At 64.2% G+C, this 21,484-nt stretch carries 14 protein-coding genes and 2 pseudogenes; 5 read left to right on the forward strand and 11 right to left on the reverse strand.

Features of this window, described 5'->3' with window-relative positions; all coding sequences use genetic code 11:
• The first annotated feature begins 17 nt into the window (after window positions 1–17).
• From ASC75_RS11390 to ASC75_RS25430, 4 genes are all read left to right on the forward strand, one after another.
• A complete protein-coding gene (locus ASC75_RS11390) occupies window positions 18–1,148 on the forward strand; it encodes a patatin-like phospholipase family protein (protein WP_055975455.1) in 1,131 nt (376 codons plus the stop codon).
• A gap of 243 nt (window positions 1,149–1,391) precedes the next feature.
• On the forward strand, window positions 1,392–2,522 hold the full coding sequence (locus ASC75_RS11395) for an efflux RND transporter periplasmic adaptor subunit (protein ID WP_156381205.1): 1,131 nt from the start codon (window positions 1,392–1,394) through the stop codon (window positions 2,520–2,522).
• 3 nt (window positions 2,523–2,525) lie between these two features.
• A complete protein-coding gene (locus tag ASC75_RS11400) occupies window positions 2,526–5,696 on the forward strand; it encodes an efflux RND transporter permease subunit (RefSeq protein WP_055974700.1) in 3,171 nt (1,056 codons plus the stop codon).
• Between the two features lie 96 nt (window positions 5,697–5,792).
• Window positions 5,793–5,951 (forward strand): DUF3309 family protein, encoded by a 159-nt coding sequence (locus ASC75_RS25430; RefSeq protein WP_082496519.1) that lies wholly within the window; start codon window positions 5,793–5,795, stop codon window positions 5,949–5,951.
• A 27-nt stretch (window positions 5,952–5,978) separates the two neighbouring features.
• Here the strand turns inward: ASC75_RS25430 and ASC75_RS11405 are convergent, their stop codons facing one another.
• The gene (locus ASC75_RS11405) at window positions 5,979–7,163 is read right to left on the reverse strand and encodes an MFS transporter (RefSeq protein WP_055974704.1); all 1,185 of its coding nucleotides are present in this window, start codon (window positions 7,161–7,163) and stop codon (window positions 5,979–5,981) included.
• Between the two features lie 282 nt (window positions 7,164–7,445).
• Here ASC75_RS11405 and ASC75_RS11410 point away from each other — a divergent pair, with 282 nt between their 5' ends.
• Window positions 7,446–8,363: an SH3 domain-containing protein gene (locus tag ASC75_RS11410; RefSeq protein WP_162244915.1), complete on the forward strand. Its 918-nt coding sequence runs from the start codon at window positions 7,446–7,448 to the stop codon at window positions 8,361–8,363.
• Window positions 8,364–8,412: 49 nt separating this feature from the next.
• On the opposite strand, the gene pyc is transcribed toward ASC75_RS11410, so the two are convergent.
• The 10 genes and pseudogenes from pyc to ASC75_RS11455 all read right to left on the reverse strand — a co-directional run bounded on the left by pyc (window position 8,413) and on the right by ASC75_RS11455 (window position 21,473).
• Complete coding sequence (pyc, locus tag ASC75_RS11415; protein WP_055974709.1) at window positions 8,413–11,871, reverse strand: pyruvate carboxylase; 3,459 nt, start codon at window positions 11,869–11,871, stop codon at window positions 8,413–8,415.
• A 189-nt stretch (window positions 11,872–12,060) separates the two neighbouring features.
• Entirely contained in the window at window positions 12,061–13,179 is a 1,119-nt protein-coding gene (locus ASC75_RS11420) for a branched-chain amino acid ABC transporter substrate-binding protein (protein ID WP_055974711.1), read from the reverse strand.
• A gap of 144 nt (window positions 13,180–13,323) precedes the next feature.
• Window positions 13,324–13,671 (reverse strand): DUF6867 family protein, encoded by a 348-nt coding sequence (locus tag ASC75_RS11425; protein WP_055974715.1) that lies wholly within the window; start codon window positions 13,669–13,671, stop codon window positions 13,324–13,326.
• A gap of 11 nt (window positions 13,672–13,682) precedes the next feature.
• Window positions 13,683–14,414, reverse strand: coding sequence for an ABC transporter ATP-binding protein (locus ASC75_RS11430; protein ID WP_055974718.1), 732 nt, complete (start codon window positions 14,412–14,414; stop codon window positions 13,683–13,685).
• Window positions 14,411–14,683: pseudogene (locus tag ASC75_RS26945) on the reverse strand (ABC transporter); the annotation flags it as partial. The pseudogene ASC75_RS26945 and the gene ASC75_RS11430, both read right to left, overlap by 4 nt.
• A gap of 816 nt (window positions 14,684–15,499) precedes the next feature.
• Window positions 15,500–16,351 (reverse strand): annotated as a pseudogene (locus tag ASC75_RS26950) (ABC transporter ATP-binding protein); the annotation flags it as partial.
• A complete protein-coding gene (gene livM, locus ASC75_RS11440) occupies window positions 16,351–17,946 on the reverse strand; it encodes a high-affinity branched-chain amino acid ABC transporter permease LivM (RefSeq protein WP_055974724.1) in 1,596 nt (531 codons plus the stop codon). The pseudogene ASC75_RS26950 and the gene livM, both read right to left, overlap by 1 nt.
• A gap of 4 nt (window positions 17,947–17,950) precedes the next feature.
• Complete coding sequence (locus ASC75_RS11445; RefSeq protein ID WP_055974727.1) at window positions 17,951–18,853, reverse strand: branched-chain amino acid ABC transporter permease; 903 nt, start codon at window positions 18,851–18,853, stop codon at window positions 17,951–17,953.
• Between the two features lie 346 nt (window positions 18,854–19,199).
• Window positions 19,200–20,201 carry a 4-hydroxyproline epimerase gene (locus tag ASC75_RS11450; RefSeq protein WP_055974729.1) on the reverse strand — a complete coding sequence of 334 codons (1,002 nt, stop codon included), beginning with the start codon at window positions 20,199–20,201 and terminating at the stop codon, window positions 19,200–19,202.
• A gap of 18 nt (window positions 20,202–20,219) precedes the next feature.
• Window positions 20,220–21,473 (reverse strand): FAD-dependent oxidoreductase, encoded by a 1,254-nt coding sequence (locus tag ASC75_RS11455; protein ID WP_055974733.1) that lies wholly within the window; start codon window positions 21,471–21,473, stop codon window positions 20,220–20,222.
• Between the last annotated feature and the right edge of the window lie 11 nt (window positions 21,474–21,484).

Genomic DNA, 21,484 nt, shown 5'->3' on the forward strand with positions numbered 1-21,484 from the left:
GCAAGGAACAGGCCGCCATGGCTGGAAACGGCAAGGCGGAGGAGAAGAAGCCGATCAATGTCGCCCTGCAGGGCGGCGGCTCGCACGGGGCCTTTTCCTGGGGCGTTCTCGATCGCCTGCTGGAAGACGGACGGCTCGACATCAAGGCGGTGTCGGGCACCAGCGCAGGTGCGATGAACGCGGTGGCCCTAGCCGACGGCTGGGTGCGCGGCGGCGCCGACGGCGCCCGCGCCAAGCTTGCCGACTTCTGGCGCGCGGTGGCTCGCAAGGGTCGCTTCAGCCCGGTCCAGCGCTCGCCCTGGGACATGTTGTGGGGCAACTGGTCTGTCGAGAACACGCCCGGCTACATCTGGTTCGACACCATGTCGCGCGTGTTGTCGCCCTATGTCGCCAACCCGTTGAACCTCAACCCGCTGCGCGACGTCGTTGCCCAGGAGATCGATTTTGGCAACGTGCGGGCCTGCAAGGCGATCGACCTGTTCATCTCGGCCACCAACGTCGAGACCGGCCAGTTGCGCGTCTTCAGCGACGGCGAGATAGACCTCGACACCGTCATGGCATCGGCCTGCCTGCCGCAGATCTTCCAGGCCGTCGAGATCAATGGCGTGCCCTACTGGGATGGCGGCTACGGCGGCAACCCGGCGATCTATCCGTTCTTCAAGGCCAACGACAGCGACGACGTGCTGCTGGTCCAGATCAACCCGGTGGTCCGCGAGGCGGCGCCCAAGACCGCCAACGAGATTCAGAACCGCATCGACGAGATCACCTTCAACGCCGGCCTGCTGCGCGAATTCCGGGCGATCGCCTTCGTCAAGGAACTGATCGCCGCCAGGCGCCTGCCGGAAGGTGAATTCCGCGACATCCGCATGCACCGGATCGATGCCGACGAGGCGTTCAAGGACCTGTCGGCTTCGTCCAAGATCAATGCCGAATGGGCGTTCCTCGAATATCTGCGCGACCTCGGCCGCACCGCTGCCAGCGACTGGCTCGAAGACAACTTTGATTCGGTCGGCAAGCACCCCACGCTCGACCTGTCCGGGCAGCTCGACGATGGTTTCAAACCGCTCCGCGGCCCCTCCGTCGGCCGACGCGTGCGTGAATTCCTGGCCACAAGAACGAGGCCGGCAGCCGTCAGGAAACACAACTAGGCCGCGAAAAGCGGGCTTTCGGCAGCAACAACCGCAGCGTGCTGACATATCCTGCCAGTTTTGTCAGGATGATATTTCCATTACTTTTTATCACTATTTTGCGATGCACATTTGATGTAGAAGACGCCCTTCCGCCCCTTTGCCCCCGTGGCGGATTGAATGCGGCATTGCGCGCTACCATATCGGGACGACGCGCCAAGCAAGATGGCGGTGAGCCGTAGCCGTCCTTAACGGAAAACGACAATGTCGAAGATTAGGTTCCATAAGCTTGCAGCCTTGGTCGTGCTCGTCGCATTCGCCGCCTGGATGGGCACCGGCGAATTCTCGTCGGTAGGCAGCGCCCAGACATCCCCTGACGAAAAGCCGGCTCAGGCCGAACAGCCCAAGGCACCGCTGCGCACCGTGATGGTGGTGGCACCGCCGCGCCTTGACCATGCTCGCGCCATTCGCGTCTCCGGCCAGACCGAAGCCGACAAGCGCGCGACGCTGGCGACGCGCGCCGCCGGCATCATCGCCGAACTGCCGGTCAGGCAGGGCGACCACATCAAGCAGGGCGATCTCGTCCTGATGCTCGACGCCGAGGAAAAGGCCGCGGCTGCCGAGACGGCGAAGGCCGTGCTCGCTCAGCGCAAGGCCGAATGGGAAGCGACCCAGAAGCTGATGAAGGCCGGTTCGGTGGCCAAGCTGCAGGCCGACGGCGCATGGTCCAATTACCAGACCGCGCTGTCGCAGTTGCAGGCAGCCGAAGCCGAACTGTCGCGCAACCAGATCAAGGCGCCTTTCGACGGCGTCGTCGACCGTGTCGCTGTCGAGCTCGGTTCGTCGGTCGTCCAGGGCGGCGAAGTGGCGACGATCCTCAGCCTCGATCCGATCCTCGCCAAGGGCGAGATCAGCGAGCGCGACCTGCGCTACGTCAAGATCGGCGACGAGGCGGAAGTCAAGCTGGTCAACGGCGAGGTCGTGACGGGCAAGGTGCGCTACATCAGCCGTGACGCCACGTCCCAGACCCGCACCTTCCCGGTTGAAATCGCCATCCCGAACGCCGATGGCGCCATACCCGCTGGCATGACCGCCGAAATCACCGTGCGCGCCAAGCCGGTGGACGCGGTGATGCTGCCGCGCTCGGTGGTGACGCTGAGCGAAAACGGCGACCTCGGCATCCGCGCCATCGACGCCGCCTCCAAGGTGGTCTTCTATCCGATCGACCTTGTCGACGACACGCAGAAGGGGCTGGTGCTCGGCGGCATTCCGGCCGCGGCACAGATCATCATCGCCGGCCAGGATCTGGTCAAGGAAGGCGACGAGGTGAAGGCCGAGCCGGCCAGCGAAGCCGTGCTCAAGAAGCTCGCCGAAGACGCGACCGGGACGCAGTAAAAAATGGATATCGTCAAGCTTGCGATCCGCAATGCGCGACTGACCCTTTCGGTCCTGCTGTTCCTCGTCATCGCCGGTACGCTCGCGTATCGCGCCGTGCCGAAGGAAGCAGAGCCGGACGTCGCCATTCCCATCATGTATGTCAGCCTCGTCTATCAGGGCATCTCGCCTGAGGACGCCGAGCGCCTGCTGCTGAGACCGGTCGAGTCACAGCTCAAGAACCTCAAGGGCCTCAAGGAGATGAGGTCCAACGCCTATCAGGGCGGCGCCAACGTCATCGTCGAGTTCGACCCGTCGGTGGATCTGGGCGATGCGCTGATCGACACCCGCAACAAGGTGCAGGACGCCAAGCGCGACCTGCCGGCGGGCGTCGAGGAGCCGACGGTCAACGAGGTGAACCTGTCGGAATTCCCGGTCCTGGTCGTCACCCTGTCGGGCGACGTGCCCGAGCGGGCGTTGACTGCTGCCGCCAAGCGGCTGCGCGACCAGATCGAGGAAGTGCCCGGTGTGCTCGAAGGCACGCTGCAGGGCTCGCGCGACGAACTCGTCGAGGCGATCATTGATCCGGTCAAGCTGTCGTCCTATGGCCTGCAGCTCGACCAGATGATCCAGGGCATCAGCCAGTCCAACAGCCTCGTCGCCGCTGGCGCCATCGAAGGCTCGGAAGGCAAGTACGCCGTCAAGGTGCCGGCGCTGATCGAAACGCCGGAGGATGTGGCGCGGCTGCCCGTGGTGGCGACGCCGAATGCCGTCGTGCGCGTCCAGGACCTGGCCACGGTGCGTTCGACCTTCAAGGACGCCGAGACGATCACCCGCCTCGACGGCAAGCCGGCAATCGCGATCGAGGTCAAGAAGCGCATCGGCGCCAACATCGTCGAGACGATCGACGGCGCAAAGGCCGTCGCCGACGCGTTCGTCAAGACCGCGCCGGAAGGCATGAAGGTCACCTACACCCAGGACAAGTCGGTCTTCGTCAACCAGTTGCTGAACGACCTGCAGAACCACGTCCTGATTGCCGTCATCCTGGTCTTCATCGTCATCCTCTATGCGCTGTCGGGCCGGGCTTCGCTGCTGATCGGCCTCGCCATCCCGTCATCCTTCCTGATGGGCATCCTGGCTCTGGCGCTCATGGGCTACACGATCAACATGATCGTGCTGTTCAGCCTGATCCTGGCCGTCGGCATGCTGGTCGACGATGCGATCATCGTGACCGAGTTTGCCGAACGGCGCATGTCCGAAGGCATGCCAAAGGAAGAAGCGTTCGAGCTGGCCGCCAAGCGCATGGCCGGCCCGGTCATCGCCGCCACCATGACCCGCATCGCGGCGTTCTCGCCGCTGCTGTTCTGGCCCGGCATCATCGGCGACTTCATGAAGTACCTGCCGATCACGCTGATCGTCACGCTTGCGGCGTCGATGGCCTACGCGCTGATCTTCGCGCCAACAATCGGCGCCCTGTTCGCCAAGGCACCGAAGCATCACGAAGAAGACCTCAAGGACGGCGTCTACATGGGCGTCGTCAAGAAGGCGGTCACCTACCCGATCACCGCGCTGGTGCTGACGGTCGCGCTGCTGACCGGCGGCACCTATGCCTATGTCAAGTTCGGCAACGGCGTGGAGTTCTTCCCGACGGTCGAGCCCGACTATGGCCTGCTCTATGTCCATGCGCGCGGCAACCTCTCGCTCGACGAGATGGACGCCGCCACGCTCGAGGCTGAAAAGCGGATCCTCGGCTGGCCTGGCATCAAGTCGGTATACACCCGCTCCGGCAAGAGCCGCGGCGGCCAGGACATCCCCGAGGACGTCGTCGGCGTAATCCAGTACGAGTTCGTTGACTGGCGCGAACGCAAGTCGGCGCACGTCATCCTCGACGAACTGCGCGCCACGATGGCCGGCATTCCGGGCGTCGACGTCGAAGTCCGCGTTCCAGACGCGGGCCCGCCGACCGGCAAGGCGATCCAGGTCCAGCTCGCCGCCGTCGACCCGACCGGCCTCAACGACTACGCCAAGGACGTTGCCGCGGCGGTCGCCAAGGTACCGGGCGTCATCGACATCTCCGACGGCCTGCCCCCGCCCGGCATCGACTGGGCGCTGGAAGTCGACCGTTCCAAGGCCGCGCAGTATGGCGTCAGCCCGACTGCGGTCGGCACCGTCGTGCAGCTGGTGACCACCGGTCTCAAGCTCACCGACTATCGCCCGGCCGGCGCCGACGATGCTGTCGACATCCGGCTGCGCCTGCCGGAAGACCGCCGCACGCTTGCCGCGCTCGACCAGCTGCGCATCGTCACCCCTCAGGGTTCGGTGCCGATCTCGAACTTCGTCTCGCGCAAGCCGGAGCAGACCGTCGGCGTCCTGAACCGTGTCGACGCCAAGCGCACGATCACCATCCAGGGCAACGTCGCCTCCGGTTATCAGGTTGCTGCGGTGCAGGCCGAGGTCAGCAAGGTGGTCGAGCAGATGGCCCAGCCCGGCATCGACTGGAAGCTGGCCGGCTCCAACGAGGACAGTGCCGAGGCCAGTGCCTTCCTCGGCAATGCCTTCGGTGCGGCGATCTTCCTGATCTTCATCGTGCTGCTGGCGCAGTTCAACAAGTTCACCAGCGTCATCCTGGTGCTGACCTGCGTTGTCATGGCGACGGTGGGAGCGCTGCTCGGCATGCTGTTGACCGGCCAGTCCTTCGTCATCGTCATGTCCGGCATCGGCATGATCGCGCTGGCGGGCGTGGTGGTGAACAACAACATCGTGCTGATCGACACCTATGACAGGTTGCGCGACGAAGGCTGGAACAAGCTCGACGCCGTGCTCCAGACCTGCCGCGAGCGTGCCCGTCCGGTTGTGCTGACGGCGTTGTCTGCGATCCTCGGCGTTCTGCCCATCGCCTTCGGGCTTGGGCTGGAGATCTTCCACCATGAGACGACGATCAATGCGCCGTCGACCCAGTGGTGGATCGCGCTGTCGTCGGCCATCGTCTTCGGCCTGTCCTTCGCCACGGTCCTCACCCTGGTGGTGACGCCGGCAATGCTGATGGTGTTTACCCGCGAGAAACGCAAGCCGGGCCAGCGCGGCTGGTTCAGCAGGCTGTTCAGATGGGGCAAGGATCGTGTTTCCAAGGGGACTGCCGCGCCGGCGGACTCCAAGGATGAACCTGCAGTGGCCTTCCCCAAGGCCGCCGAATAACCAGTCTACAACTGGATCGAAAAAGGCCGCCCGGAACGACCGGGCGGCCTTTTGCGTTGCTGCCTTGATGCAACACGAATATTGCGAGGCACGACAATGACCATTTCGACGCTGCTTCTGATCATCCTGATCCTGATCCTGCTCGGCGCAGTGCCCGCATGGCCCCATTCCCGCGGCTGGGGCTACGGCCCCTCCGGCATTGTCGGCGTCTTGCTCGTCGTGCTTCTGGTGCTGATGCTGATGGGCCGCGTCTGATAGCGCCGACCGGCGTTGCCGCGACGGCTATTCAGCCGGAGCAGTATGAGGCATCGCCCTGAAATCGGCATGGCGGGCGAGCCCCGCCATAAGGCAGACTACCACCAGCAACCCCGACAACGTCACGAAGACCGGCGCGAAGCCGACATGTCCGGCAACGAACCCGATCCCCGAGGGAGCAACCAGGATGCCCGAATAGCCCATCGTCGTGACGACGCTCATGCCGATATTGGACGGCACGCCGGGCTGGTTGCCGGCAGCGGAAAAGGCGATCGGCACCATGTTGGCGACGCCCAGGCCGCAGAAGGCGAATGCCGCGATCGCCACCCACGGGTTTGGCGCCAGGCCTGCGGCAAGCATGCCGCATGCCGCGATGAGCGCCGAGACGCGCAGCGTCGTCACCGCGCCGAAACGATTGCGCACGCCGTCGCCGAGGAATCGCATCAGCGCCATGATGCCCGAGAAGGCAGCGAAGGCGAAACCGGCAGTGGCGATATCGGCGCCGAGTTCCTGCTTGAGATAGAGTGCGGCCCAGTCGAGCACCGCCCCTTCGGGGATCATCGAGAACAGCGCCATGATGCCGACGAGGTAGATCGTGGGCAGCCGCGGCAGGCGGAAATGATGGTGCTCATGCGCCACCGGCTTGTCCTCGCCGATCAGGTGAGGCAGGGCGAATGCCGTCATCGCCGCAGCGGCAACGGTGACGAACATCGCATGCGGCAGATGGCCGAAACTCAGGATGAAGAGACCGCCAAGTCCGCCTCCGGCAAAGCCGCCGAGGCTCCAGAAGCCATGCGACGACGACATGATCGCGCGAGACAGCTTTCTTTCAACCGCAACCGCATTCGCGTTCATCGCCACGTCCATGGCGCCGATCGAACCGCCGAAGATGAACATGGTCACCGCCGCCACCCAGACATTTGGCGACAGCACCACCAGCAGCAGGGCAAAGACCACGATCCACGCAAAGCCGATCACCACCGGCCGCGAGCCGCGCTTGGTCATCAGATAGCCGGAGAAGGGCATCGCCGTCAGCGCGCCGAGACCGAACACCAGGATCAGCAGGCCGAGCACGAACTCGCTGATCTCCAGCCGCGTCAGCAGCAGCGGGATCTGCGGCGCCCAGCTTCCGGTGATGAAACCGTTGATGAAGAAGGCGGCGGCTACGGCCCAGCGGGCCCGGCTAGCGGTGGTGGTGTTGGGAGCGTCCATCGCCGCGTCTCCTAGCACATGGGTCCTGCGCCTGAAATCGATTTCAGGTCGGCGTGACCGAAGGATTCGAAATGTTACCGCGCTCGCGCCGGGCAGCATCAGCAGGATTGCGTCGGTGGTCATCTTTAAATCGATTTAGATACAGATCAAGGCGTAGCTGCGCGCAATCATTGGGCCAGCCGGTTAACCAAGGTTAACGATTGCCCGAATTCCGTCCAATAGCCGTTGTACGCGAACCTCTGAGGAATGGCGGCGGACAGGCAACACTCTCCGCTCGCGCGCTTGGTTCCGCTCTATGCATGCTTGCGCGGGTTGGGGGTCGATGCCGGCTGGACGCCGGGTCGCACCGTTGTGGAGTGTTGTACCATGAATACCCTTGCTTTCCGGCGCGCCGGAACATCAAGCCGCCTGGTTGAACAATTGCGACAGTCGGGCGCCAGCCTGCCGGGACCAAACCTGTCCAGATCAGGCGTCGCGCTGATTGCGGGCGCAACCGTTGTGGCGGTCGCGCTAGCCGGCTTCCTGATCATCGGCGCGTCGGAGCCCGACCCGACCCAGACGGCAGCCGTACCGCCACGCGTCACGTTGCCCCAAACAGCAAGCGCCGCGCCGCCCGTTGCGCGTGACGAGAAGTCGGCTGCCGCCGTCGAGCCTCGCCAGCCCGCGAAATCCGCACTGTCAGCGGCCCCGCCGATTTCAGGGGAAACGCCCAAGGCCCACTTCAGTCCTTCGCCGCCTGTCGCGGCCAACCTGCCGGACAGCGCGGCCGGCCCGGACGAGCGCAGTGGCGGCCCGGTAGCCAACGCGGGCTTGGCCGCGGCCCCCGACACCGCCGACACGGCGTCGATTGCGCCTGACGGCTTGCGTGGATCGCTCGATGTCCAGGTCGCGGAAACGGAAGCCGAAATAGCGATGCTCGAAGCATCGACCGGCATGGTCGATGCCAATGCGGTGGGCGCCATCGAGCCTCCCCTGCCCGAACTGAGCCCCGCCAAGGCCGCCAAATACGCCAACCTGCGCGACGGCCCGGCCGATGAAGCCAATGTGATCGTCGTGGTACCGGCCAATGCCGCCATCGAGGCCGAGACAAGCTGCAACTGGTGCACGGTCGTCTACAACGGCCAGCGCGGCTATATGTTCAAGAGCCTGATCCGCCGCAGCGTCAAGGAAGAGGCCGCCGCTGGCCAGGGGTTGTTCTAGACTAGGACGCGAGACAGGCCGGGCGACGAACGTCCCCGGCCTGCATTTGTCAGCCATAGACGACGAGCAGGTCCTTGGCGTCGATCTGGTCGCCGGCGCGCACAAGCACTTCGGCGATCGTGCCGTCGCGCTCGGCGTGCAACGCCGTTTCCATCTTCATCGCCTCGATCGACAGCAGCACGTCGCCGGCCTTGATCGGCTGGCCGGCCGCAACCGCAAGCGTCGACACCACGCCGGGCATCGGCGCGCCGATATGGGCATCGTTACCCGGTTCGGCCTTGCGCCTTGCCTTGGAAGCGGATGCGCCATGCGCCCGGTCCGGCACCTTGACGCGGCGCGGCTGGCCGTTGAGTTCGAAGAACACCGTCACCATACCCTTTTCGTCGACATCGCCGACGGCAAGGCAGCGGATGACCAGCGTCTTGCCCTTCTCGATGTCGACGAAGACCTCGTCCTCCGGCTTCATGCCGTAGAAATAGGTCGGTGTCGGCAGCACGCTGACCGGACCGTAGGTCTCCTGGGCGTTGGCGAAGTCCGAAAACACCTTCGGGTACATCAGCCAGGAGGCGAACTCGTTTTCCGAGAGCTTGCGGCCGAGCTTGGTCTCGATGTCGCTACGGTTGGCCTTGAGGTCGGCAGCCTTGAGCAGCGAGCCGGGGCGCGCGGTAATCGGCTTCTCGCCCTTCAGCACCTTCTTCTGCAGTGCTGCCGGCCAGCCGCCGGGCGACTGGCCTAGGTCGCCGCGCAGCATCGATACCACCGAATCCGGGAAGGCGATGTCCTTGGCCGGGCTCTCGACATCGGCAACGCTGAGTTCCTGGCTCACCATCATCAGCGCCATGTCGCCGACGACCTTCGACGACGGCGTGACCTTGACGATGTCGCCGAACATCAGGTTGACGTCGTGATAGGCCTGCGCCACCTCGTGCCAGCGGGTTTCCAGGCCGAGCGAGCGTGCCTGCTCCTTGAGGTTGGTGAACTGGCCGCCCGGCATCTCGTGCAGATAGACTTCGGAGGCCGGCCCCTTCAGGTCGCTCTCGAAGGCGGCATACTGGTTGCGCACCGCTTCCCAGTAGAACGAGATCCGGCGGATCCATTCCGGAGCCAGGCCCGGATCGCGATCCGAGCCGCGCAGCGCCTCGACGATCGAGCCCAGGCAGGGCTGCGAGGTGTTGCCGGAGAAGGCGTCCATCGCCGCGTCGATGGCGTCGACGCCGCTCTCGACAGCCGCCAGAACGGTTGCCGCCGACAGGCCCGACGTGTCGTGGGTATGGAAGTGGATCGGCAGGTCGGTCGCCTCGCGCAGCGCCTTGAACAACACGCGTGCCGCCGCCGGCTTGAGCAGGCCGGCCATGTCCTTGACGGCGATGATGTGGGCGCCGGCGGCTTCGAGTTCCTTGGCCAAGCCGACGTAATATTTCAGGTCGTACTTGGCGCGGTTCGGGTCGAGAATGTCGCCGGTATAGCAGATGGCCGCCTCGCAGAGCTTGCCCTCGGCGCCCACGGCATCCATCGACACGCGCATGTTGTCGACCCAGTTCAGGCAGTCGAAGACCCGGAACAGGTCGACGCCACCGGCCGCCGCCTGGCGCACGAAATGCTGCACGACATTGTCGGGATAGTTGGTGTAGCCGACGCCGTTGGCGCCGCGCAGCAGCATCTGCAGCAGGATGTTCGGTGCCGCCTGGCGCACCTTGTCGAGCCGCTCCCATGGATCTTCGGTCAGGAAGCGCATGGCAACGTCGAACGTCGCCCCGCCCCAGCATTCGAGCGACAGGAGCTGCGGCAGCGCCCGTGCGTAGGTGCCGGCGATCCTGGCAATGTCATGGGTGCGGACGCGGGTGGCGAGCAGCGACTGATGGCCGTCGCGCATCGTCGTGTCAGTGATCAGCACCTGCTTCTGCGCCCGCATCCATGCGGCAAACTTCTCCGGACCGAGATCGTCGAGCCGTTGCTTGGAGCCATCGGGAACCGGGCCGGTGAACCAGGGCACCACCGGCGCAGCCGCTTCCGGATTGGGCAGTGCGCGGCCACGCGTTTCCGGATGGCCGTTGACGGTAACGTCGGCGAGATAGTTGAGCAACTTGGTGGCGCGGTCCTGGCGCTTGACCTGGGCGAACAGCTCCGGCGTCGAATCGATGAACCTGGTGGTGTAGGAATTGTCGTGGAACGCCGGGTGCGTGATGATCGCTTCGAGAAAGGTCAGGTTGGTTGCAACGCCGCGGATGCGGAACTCGCGCAGCGCCCGGTGCATGCGCGCGATCGTCTCGTGCGGCGTCGGTGCCCAGGCCGTGACCTTCTCGAGCAGCGGATCGTAGAAGCGGGTGATGACCGCGCCCGAATAGGCCGTGCCGCCGTCGAGCCGGATGCCGAAGCCGGTCGCCCCGCGATAGGCGGTGATGCGGCCATAGTCGGGGATGAAGTTCTGCTCGGGATCTTCGGTGGTGATGCGGCACTGGAGCGCGTGGCCGTTAAGCCTGATGTCGGCCTGGACAGGCACGCCCGATTCCGGCGTGCCGATCGCAGCGCCGTCGAGGATGTGGATTTGCGCCTTGACGATGTCGATGCCGGTCACCTGCTCGGTGACGGTGTGCTCGACCTGAATGCGCGGATTGACCTCTATGAAGTAGAATTTGCCGGTATCGGCGTCCTGCAGGAACTCCACCGTGCCGGCGCCGATATAGCTGGTTTCCTTGGCGATCTTCAGCGCATGGCCGCAGAGCTCCTCGCGCAGCGCGTCGGAAAGGTAGGGTGCCGGCGCGCGCTCGACGACCTTCTGGTTGCGCCGCTGGATCGAGCAATCGCGCTCGAACAGATGGACGGCATTGCCGTGCGTGTCGCCGAGGATCTGCACCTCGACATGGCGCGCACGCTCGACCAGCTTCTCGAGATAGACCTCATCCTTGCCGAACGCAGCCTTGGCCTCGCGCTTGCCTTCCATCACTTCACGAACGAGGTCGCCCTCGCTGCGGATGGCGCGCATACCGCGGCCGCCACCGCCCCACGACGCCTTGAGCATGACCGGGTAGCCGATCTCGGCGGCCAGCGCCTTCACCGCCTCCATGTCGTCGGGCAGCGGATTGGTGGCCGGAACCACGGGCACGCCCACTTCGATGGCGAGGTTGCGCGCGGCGACCTTGTTGCCGAGCCGGCGCATCGTCTCCGGCTTCGGGCCGATGAAGGTGATGCCGTTGGCAGCGCACGCCTCGGCGAATTCCGGGCTTTCCGACAGGAGCCCGTAGCCGGGGTGAATGGCGTCGGCGCCGGACAGCTTGGCGACGCGCATGATCTCGTCGATCGACAGGTAGCTCTCGATCGGTCCCATGTCTTTGGCGAGCCAGGGGCCGCGGCCGACCTGATAGCTTTCGTCAGACTTGAACCGATGCAGCGAGTATTTGTCCTCTTCCGCCCAGATCGCCACGGTTTTGATGCCCAGCTCGTTGGCCGCGCGGAAAACGCGAATGGCAATTTCGGATCGGTTGGCGACGAGGATCTTGCTGATCGGCACGAAAACACTCCAGAAACCGGATATTTAAGAGGCCGCGAATGATTAGCGGGAAAATGCTGCGGTGCAACCGAAATCACACCCTCTTAAATCGATTTAATTTCCGTAGCGTCAGATGGCCATTTTTTCCACGGCCATAAAAAATGCCCGACGCAAAGCGCCGGGCATTCCTTGGTCAGCTGTGCTGGAGAATTACTTCTGCTGCACGTAGGTGTACTTGCCGTCGGCACCCTTCTGCCACTCGTACATGACGTAGCCGGGAAGCTTCGGATCGCCCTTCTCGTCGAAGGAGATGTCGCCGAGCGCCGTCTTGAACGGGCCCTTCTCCTTGAGAGCCTTGGCCACTTCCTGCGTGTCGGTCGAACCGGCGGCAGTTGCGGCCGCTGCGATCGACTGCATCGCGGCGTAGGAGTAGAGCGTGTAGGCTTCCGGCTCGAAGCCAGCGGCGCGGAACTTCTCGACCAGATCCTTGTTCTCGGGGATCAGGCGCGGGTCCGGACCGAAGGTGTTGAGCGTGCCGGCAACGGCGTCGCCAGCGATCGAGGCGAGTTCGTTGGAGACGATGCCGTCACCCGAAACGAGCGTTGCCTTGAGACCCTGGTCAGCCGACTGGCGGATGATCAGGCCGGCTTCGGTGTGAAGGCCGCCCCAGTAGATGATCGAAACGCCGGCTTCCTTCATCTTGGCGATGAGCGCCGAGAAGTCCTTGTCGCCGATGTTGACGCCTTCATACATGACTTCGGTGACGCCGGCGGCGTTCATCGCCTTCTTGGTTTCGTCAGCGAGGCCCTGGCCGTAAGGCGTCTTGTCGTGGATGACGGCGATCTTGGCGTCCTTGAACTTCTCCGCCAGATAGGCGCCGGCAATGCCGCCCTGCTGGTCGTCGCGGCCGCAGGTGCGGAACACGTTCCACAGGCCACGCTCGGTGAAGGTCGGGTTGGTTGCCGCCGGGGTGACTTCGAGGATGCCGTTCTCGGCGTAGACTTCCGAGGCCGGGATCGAAACGCCCGAGTTGAAGTGGCCGACCACGAACTTGACGCCGTCAGCGACGAACTTGTTGGCAACCGAGATGCCCTGCTTCGGATCCGAGACGTCGTCGCCGACGACAAGCTTGATCTGCTCGCCGTTGATGCCGCCGGCCGCGTTGATGTCGGCGACCGCCTGTTCAGCGCCCTTCTGGAGCTGTGCGCCAAAGGCCGCGTTCGGGCCGGTGATCGGACCGGCGACGCCGACCAGGATATCGGCCCATGCGCTGCCGCTGAACGCCACGAGCGCGGTCAGTGCAACAGCCGACAAAAGTGACTTTTTCATAGAAACACTCCCATTAATTGAGTGGGCGTGGAGTTTCTTTCGTGCGATGCCCACCCATATCGCAGAAAGGTGAGTTTGCCGATTTTCCGGCAGTTGTCACGCCGATTCATTGGCGAATCGGCGCCGATATTGAAGTTCTGACGCTCAGGACTTCGATCTCCAAGAAAGCGGCGATACCTTTTCATAAAGCCAGTTGTATTGCGTCACCATCTGGTTGGTGCGGGTGTATTTATATCCAAGGAATGCGAACGCCATCAGCACGATAGTGTCGACAATGTAATATTGCAGCGTGAACATCGTGCCATCGAACAAGGCGTGGTGGATGAAGCGCACCGCGATGCCAAGTCCCAGGATGTAAAGCACCAGCTGGCCGTAGCTGCGCCATGTCTGGGCGCAGGCACGGCCGGTCATCCAGGCCGCCCAGCCGCCGAGCAGGCAGGTGACGAAGAAGAACTGCCAGATCGAGGGTTCCTCGTAGAGAATGCCCTGCATGATGGAACCTCCTAGTGACGCCCGCCTTCGAGATAGGCGGCGCGAACCTCGGGATCGGCGAGCAGGTCCTTGCCGGTACCGCTCATCGTGACGACGCCATTGACCATGACGTAGCCGCGCGTCGCGAGCTTGAGCGCCCCGAAGGCGTTCTGCTCGACGAGGAAGACGGTCAGGCCCTGGGTGCGATTGAGCTCGCGGATGGCGTCGAAGATCTGCTTGACGATCAGCGGTGCCAGACCCAGCGACGGCTCGTCGAGCAGGAGCAGCTTGGGCCGTGCCATCAGCGCACGGCCGATGGACAGCATCTGCTGCTCGCCGCCGGACAGCGTGCCGCCACGCTGGGCGATGCGCTCCTTGAGCCGGGGGAACAGCGCGAACACCTTCTCGACGTCCTCATCGAAGAATTTGAGGTTGTCGAGGCTGGCGCCCATCTGCAGGTTTTCCATCACCGTCATGCGTGGAAAAATGCGCCGTCCCTCCGGCGACTGCGCGATGCGCAGCCGGGCGATCTCGTGCGTCGGCAGATCGGTGATGTCAGTGCCGCCGAAGGTGATGGTGCCACGGCGCGCCCGGGGCGTGCCGAAGATGGTCATCATGAGCGTCGACTTGCCGGCGCCGTTGGCGCCGATCAAGGCGACGATCTCGCCCTCGTTGACCGTAACGTCGACGCCGTTAAGCGCACGGATGTTGCCGTAGTAGGTCTCGACACCCCTGATGTCGAGCAAGCTCTTACCCGCCGTCACTTGCCACCTCCGCGCTTGGCTTTCGCCGGCTTGGCCGCTTCACGCGCCAGCGCCTTGGCCTGCCCCACCCAGTCTTCACGCTCGATCCGGCCGTCGAAGGCGAGATAGGCCTCCGCCGCCGCGATGTCCGACTTCTTCCACGCCGCCACCTGGTCGAAATGGAAGATGCCGTGCTCGTTGAGCTTCTTTTCGTTCACCGGTCCGATGCCCTTGATCAGGATCAGCCGGTCCGGCACCCCACCGCGCGGAGCGGCGAGCACATTGGCGATCGTCTTGGCAGCCGGAGCCTTGGCTGCGGGCGCCTTGCCAGCCGCCTTATGTTTTGCGGCTGCGCCCTTGGCTGCTGGCGCGGGTTTCGGCGATGCCTTGGCCGCAGCAGGAGCCGCCTTGGCTGCCTTCGGAGCCTCGGCCTTTGCCGGCTTGGCAGCAGCCTTTGGAGCCGCGGCTGCAGGCTTTGCCGCTGCCTTCGGCGCTGGCGCCTTGGCAGACTTGGAAGCAACCTTCACCGGCTCGGTCTTGACCGCGGCAGGCTTGATCGGCTTGGCTGATGCCTTGGCGGCAGGCGCGGGCTTCGGTGCCGGGGCCGCCTTTGCCGCGTCGGCCTTCGCCGGCTTGGCCGCTGCTTTCGGAGCCGCCGCTGGTTTCGTCGCGGCCTTCGGGGCCGGCGCCTTGACCGGCGTGGAAGCAACCTTCGCCGGCTCTGCCTTCACCGCGGCCGTCTTTGTCGGCTTGGCCGGCGTCTTGGCGGCCGGGGCCGTTGCCTTGGCCGCCGGAGCCGCCGCGGTCTCGGCCGGGGCCTTCGCCTTCGCAGGCGCGGGCGCGGCCATCAGGCCGGCAGGCGGGGTGGCCGCCGACTTGGCTTTGGGCGCCTTCGCCGGAGCCGTCTTTGTCGCCGGCTTGGATGCGGCCTTGGCGTCGCGCGCCTCGACCTGTCCCGCCTTCGACGCACCCTTGGAAACGGTCACGATCTCGCCGTGTCCGTCGCTGTGGCTGATCGTATCGCTGACCGGCCCTGCCATCATCGAGGACGACGAACTCGGGCCATGCGACGGATCGGGCACGCCCTCCAGTTCCTCGATCACCTGCTCGTCGCCAACCTCGATCAGCACCTCGCTGACCTCTTCGTCGTCGACGCCGAGATAGGCTGCAATCACCTTCGGATCGGTCCTGACCGAGATCGGGTCGCCGTCGGAGATCTTGCGGCCATATTCGAGCACGACGACATGGTCGGAAATCTGCATGACGACCGACATGTCGTGCTCGATGAGCAGGATCGACGTGCCGGTATTTTCCTTGATGTCGATGAGCAGCGTGTTGAGCGCCAGCGACTCCTTCGGATTGAGGCCGGCCGCAGGCTCGTCGAGGCAGAGCAGCTCCGGCCCGGTGCACATGGCGCGCGCGATCTCCAGCCGCCGTTGCGCGCCATAGGGCAGGTCGCCCGCCGGATCGTCGGCGCGGTCGATCAGCTCGGCTTTTTCGAGCCAATGCTTGGCGAGTTCGACCGATTCCGCCGACGCCTTGCGATAGCCGCCAAGCCCCAGCAGGCCCATGACGGTGAAGCCCGAAGCCTTCATCAGCTTATTGTGCTGTGCCACCAGCAGGTTTTCGAGCAGCGTCATGCCCGAGAACAGCCGGATGTTCTGGAACGTGCGCGCCACCTTCGCCTTGGCCGTGATCTGGAAGTCGGGCATGCGCTCGAGCAGGAACTCGCCGCCTTCCCGACCGTTGAACCGGATCATGCCTTCGGTCGGCTTGTAGAAACCGGTGATGCAGTTGAAGACCGTCGTCTTGCCGGCGCCGTTCGGGCCGATCAGCGCGGTGATCTCGCCGCGCCGGACCTCGAACGAAAGGTCGCCGATGGCAACCAGGCCGCCGAACTTCATCGACAGATGCTCGACCTGCAGGATCGCATTGTTCATGGATGTGCTCGCGTTCATCAGCCGTGTCCTTCCTTGGTGAAGGCACCGGAGACGGCTTTTCGCTCATGCAGGAAGGCAGTGGGCTCTCGACTGCCGACAAAACCTCGCGGCTTCCACAGCATCACGATGACCATCGCCATGCCGAACAGCAGCATGCGGTAGAGCTCGGGCGTGAAGTCCTGCCCGAAGACCGCTTTCAGGAACTCCATCTCGCGCAGGATCTCGGTGCCGCCGATCATCACGGCGGCCGCAACCGCGATGCCGACCAGCGAGCCCATGCCGCCGAGCACGACGATGGCAAGGATGATCGCCGATTCCAGGAAGACGAAGGATTCGGGCGACACGAAGCCCTGGCGCGCGGCGAAGAACGAGCCGGCGAAGCCGCCGAACATCGCGCCGGTGGCAAAGGCGGTGAGCTTGGTCGTGGTCGTGTTGATGCCGAGCGAGCGGCAGGCGATCTCGTCCTCGCGCAGCGCTTCCCAGGCACGGCCGACCGGCATGCGCCGAAGCCGGATGGTGACGAAGGCGGTCAGCAGCGCCAGGCCGAGGATGAGGTAGTAGAGGAAGATCTTGTAGTAGGCACCGGACTGGGCGATGCCGAGCACCTTGGCGATGTAGTTCGGGTCGGAAACGTTGAACGACATCAGGCCGAAGAAGCTGACCTTCGGGATGCCCGAGATGCCGGCAGCGCCGTTGGTCACTTCGCGCCAGTTGATCAGTACCAGGCGGATGATTTCGCCGAACGCCAGCGTCACGATCGCCAGATAGTCTCCTCGAAGGCGCAGCACCGGGAACCCGAGCATGACGCCCCAGAAGGCAGCCATGATGCCGGCTACCGGCAGCAGGATCCAGAACGACCAGCCGAGCTGCGTCGCCAGCAAGGCGTAGGCATAGGCGCCGACGGCGTAGAAGGCGACATAGCCGAGGTCGAGCAGCCCGGCGAGGCCGACGACGATGTTCAGGCCCCAGGCCAGCATCACGTAGATCAGGATCTGGATGCCGAAATTGTCGACCCATTTGAGCGAGCCCTGGAAGCCGCCCGCCATCGAACCGGAGATGAGGGTCAGGGCCACCACCACGACGATCGGATAGGCCACCAGGACGCCGATGCCCAGCGCCGAGAAATGGGCCTGGATGAAGGCGCGGAAATAGAACATCACCGAGGCCAGCGCATAGATGATCGCCAGCGCGCGGAAGAAGCGCAGGTAGCCGGCAAGCACCGGCCCAAAGATAGAGTCGAGCGAACCGGCGAGCACGAACAGCAGCACGACGGCGACGAGCGCAGCGATGAAATAGGGCAGGCGGAAGAACCGCGTCGCCACGCTGTCCGGCAACAGGCCGCTCGCGACGTCGACGATCTTCTGCTTGGCCATGAACGGCTGGCCGTAGGCGACGTAGAGGAAGCGACCGGCCATCACCAGTGCGACGACGCTGGCGAGCAGGCCCCAGCGCGGAACGAGGATCAGTTCGTTGCGGATGTTCTGGTCGGTCCTAAGCCCGATGAACAGGAAGAACAGGCCGAAGGAGATCGCGCCCGCATAAAGCGCCTCCTTGATGCCGCGCTGGAACGGGGTAGCGGATTCTTCGCGTGTGGCTTGAGCAATGTTGGCCATGGGCTCAGACCTTCTCGACTTCGGGCCGGCCAAGAATGCCGGAGGGCAGGAAGATCAGCACGATGGCAAGGATCGAGAACGCCGCGACGTCCTTGTAGTCGATCGAGAAATAGGCCGACCACATGCTTTCGATGAAGCCGATCATCAGCCCGCCCAACATGGCGCCGGGCAGCGAGCCGATGCCGCCGAGAACGGCCGCGGTGAACGCTTTGACGCCTGGCACGAAACCGTCGGAGAAGGCGACGACGCCGTAATACATCAGGAACAGCGTGCCGGCGACGGCGGCGAGAGCGGCGCCCATGATGAAGGTGATGGAGATCGTGCGGTCGACGTCGATGCCGAGCAGGGCAGCCATCTTGCGGTCCTGCTCACACGCCCTTTGGGCGCGGCCGAGCGATGTCTTGTTGACCAGGTACCAGAACAGCGCCAGCAGCGACACGGTGACGATGACGATGATGATCTGCTTGAGCGAGATCGAGATGCCGCCGACATTGTAGACCGTCGAGACCATCGGCGGGATCGGCTTGTTGCGCGGACCTTGCGTCACCTGGACGAAGTTCGACAGCGCGATCGACATGCCGATTGCAGTGATCAGCGGCGCCAGCCGGAACGAACCGCGCAGCGGCCGGTAGGCGACCTTTTCGATGGTCCAGTTGTAGAGGCTGGTCATCAGCATCGCCACCACCATCATAATCAGCAAGGCGACGACGACCGGCACCGAATAGAACATGGCGGTGAGGATCAGGAACACGATCAGGGCGACGAATGCCCCGAGCATGAAAATGTCGCCATGGGCGAAATTGATCATCCCGATGATGCCGTAGACCATCGTGTAGCCGATAGCGATGAGGCCATAGATGGACCCCAGCGTCAGCCCGTTGACCATCTGCTGGACGAAGTACTGCATGTGAATGCGGCTCCCCTGGAATGTCGCGCTATGCACGCATTCCTTTTGATATTTCCCCTAGTCCTAAAGTTTCGAGCCTGGATTGCAACGTGATTCTTATGCCCGTTGCCGCCTGCCGGACGGCACTTGAAGCCGTCTCTGTTTTTATGCTGTCCAGGCCCTGGACCATTGCGCAACCTACCATTGGCTCAACGCAATGTCTTTGCCGATTCCGGTGATTTTGCGCGCCATATTCGAAGAACGTAGCGCCTGAATGCACCTCGGCAATATTTCCTTGCGCCTCGCCGCCGATATCCTTCCTAAGATTGTCTAGACATATTGGCCGTTTCTGCCTCCCGCCATACGACTAAATGACTACAAATCCATGGGCGAACGGATCGCGGTCGTCGATGAAGATGGTGTTCAATCCGGTCATCCGCGCCCAGCCACCGATCGAGGGAATGATGGCCGGCTTGCCGGCCACTTCGACCTCGCGTTCGACGCGTCCCTTGAACAGCGAACCGATGATCGATTCGTGCACGAAATCGTCGCCGGCCTTGAGCTTGCCCTTGCCGTGAAGCTGCGCCATGCGCGCCGAAGTTCCGGTGCCGCAGGGCGACCGGTCGATGGCCTTGTCGCCGTAGAACACGGCATTGCGGGCATGCGCTTCAGGATGCTTGGCGACGCCGGTCCACAACATGTGGGACAGCCGGTTGATGCCGGGATTCTCGGGATGGACGAACGAGTACTTCTCGTTGAGACGCTGGCGCACGACCGGGCTCCAGGCGATGAAATCGCCGGCGCCGCAGTCGGCCATGTCGCGGTAGTTTTCCTGCGGCTCGACGATGGCGTAGAAATTGCCGCCATAGGCGACGTCTACCTTGATCTCGCCGAGACCGGGGCACTCGACCGACAGCCCTTCGGCGTAGAGGAAGGACGGCACGTTGGTGATGCGCACCTCCTCGACATAGTCGCCGACCTGCTTGTACTCGGCGATGACCAGCCCGGCCGGGGTGTCGAGGCGAAGGACGCCCGGGGTCCTCGGCTTCACCAGCCCATGCTCGATCGCCATGGTGACGGTGCCGATGGTGCCGTGCCCGCACATCGGCAGGCAGCCCGACGTCTCGATGAACAGGATGGCGACATCGCAGTCCTCGCGCGTCGGCGGATAGAGGATCGATCCGGACATGACGTCGTGCCCACGCGGCTCGAACATCAGCCCGGTGCGGATCCAGTCATACTCGGCGAGGAAATGCGCCCGCCTTTCCATCATGGTCGAGCCTTCGAGGCGCGGCCCGCCGCCCGCCACCAGCCGCACCGGATTGCCGCAGGTGTGGCCGTCGATACAGAAGAAGGAATGGCGCGCCATGATAGGAGATACCTTGCGTCAGAAACGTTGGGCCGAAAAGGGGGTGAGATCGAGCGGCGGCCTTTGGCCCAGAACAAGGTCCCGCACCAGCCGGCCTGTGGCAGCGGCCTGGGTCAGGCCGAGATGACCATGGCCGAAGGCGTAGTGCACGTTGGGGTGACTGCGGGAGCCGCCGATGACCGGCAGTGAATCAGGTAGCGACGGGCGAAAGCCCATCCATTCGCGCCCGCCTGACGGATCCAGTCCCGGCAGGAACTTTCTGGCCTTGGCCAGCATTGCCTTCGAGCGGGCATAGTTGGGCGGCCGCGAAATGCCGCCGAGCTCGACCGCCCCGCCGACACGCAGGCCAGTGGCGAGTGGGGTGATGACGAAGCCGTGGCCGGTGAAGATGAGTTGCCGCTTCACGTCGAAGGCGGAAGACGGAAGCGTGGTGTTGTAGCCGCGCTCGGTTTCGAGCGGAATGACGTCGCCAAGCTGGCGGGCGAGAAGATGCGACCAGGCCCCGGCAGCGATCAGCACCTTTTGCGCAAACAGCGTACGGCCCTGCTTGAGCTGGATCAGGACGCGGTCTCCGGTCGGACGAACCAGCCCGACATCGCCCTTGACGAAGGCAGCCCCCCTTGCTTCGGCATGGCGCCAGATCGCCTTGCCGAGGTCCTTGGGGTCGGACACGGTCTTCCAGCCGGGAACGAACGTGCCGCGCGTAAACCGGTCGGCGAGACCGGGCTGGTAGTCGGCGAGCTCGCTCTTGTCGAGATGGCGGCAGGCAATGCCGAAACGGTCGCGCGCCGCCCAACTTGGCAGCGCGTCCTTGAATTCCGCATTGCTCTCGTAAAGCTCGAGCGAGCCGTCCTCGCGCAGCATCGAGCTGGCGCCGGTACGGGCCATAAGCGACGCCCATTCCTGCTCGGCGAGTTTCATCAGCCCCGCTTGCGCTGCAAGGCTCGCCTCGTAATTGGCGGGCGCCCCGGCACGCCAGAAGCGGTAGAGCCACGGCAGGAGTTTTGGCAGGTAGGCAGGCGGAATGCTGAGCGGTCCCAGCGGATCGGCAAGCCATTTCGGCACGTTGCGCATCATGCCCTTGTGGGCGAGCGGCAGCACGTCGGAGAAGGCGAAAGCCCCGGCATTGCCAGAGCTTGTTTCCTCACAGATGCCGGTGCGGTCAAGCACCATCACCTTGCACCCGGCGTCGACGAGATAGGCAGCAGCCGCGATGCCGACGATGCCGGCACCGATGATGGCGATGTCGATCTCCTCGACCGCTGCATTCATGCCTTGCCCCT

The sequence above is a fragment of the Aminobacter sp. DSM 101952 genome (assembly GCF_001424795.1).
Lineage (GTDB): Bacteria > Pseudomonadota > Alphaproteobacteria > Rhizobiales > Rhizobiaceae > Aminobacter > Aminobacter aganoensis.

Coding starts and splice junctions, on each gene's coding strand:
- ASC75_RS11390 (WP_055975455.1), top strand. CDS start 18: ATGGCTGGAAACGGCAAGGCGGAGGAGAAGAAGCCGATCAATGTCGCC.
- ASC75_RS11395 (WP_156381205.1), top strand. CDS start 1,392: ATGTCGAAGATTAGGTTCCATAAGCTTGCAGCCTTGGTCGTGCTCGTC.
- ASC75_RS11400 (WP_055974700.1), top strand. CDS start 2,526: ATGGATATCGTCAAGCTTGCGATCCGCAATGCGCGACTGACCCTTTCG.
- ASC75_RS25430 (WP_082496519.1), top strand. CDS start 5,793: ATGACCATTTCGACGCTGCTTCTGATCATCCTGATCCTGATCCTGCTC.
- ASC75_RS11405 (WP_055974704.1), bottom strand. CDS start 7,163: ATGGACGCTCCCAACACCACCACCGCTAGCCGGGCCCGCTGGGCCGTA.
- ASC75_RS11420 (WP_055974711.1), bottom strand. CDS start 13,179: ATGAAAAAGTCACTTTTGTCGGCTGTTGCACTGACCGCGCTCGTGGCG.
- ASC75_RS11425 (WP_055974715.1), bottom strand. CDS start 13,671: ATGCAGGGCATTCTCTACGAGGAACCCTCGATCTGGCAGTTCTTCTTC.
- livM (WP_055974724.1), bottom strand. CDS start 17,946: ATGGCCAACATTGCTCAAGCCACACGCGAAGAATCCGCTACCCCGTTC.
- ASC75_RS11445 (WP_055974727.1), bottom strand. CDS start 18,853: ATGCAGTACTTCGTCCAGCAGATGGTCAACGGGCTGACGCTGGGGTCC.
- ASC75_RS11450 (WP_055974729.1), bottom strand. CDS start 20,201: ATGGCGCGCCATTCCTTCTTCTGTATCGACGGCCACACCTGCGGCAAT.
- ASC75_RS11455 (WP_055974733.1), bottom strand. CDS start 21,473: ATGAATGCAGCGGTCGAGGAGATCGACATCGCCATCATCGGTGCCGGC.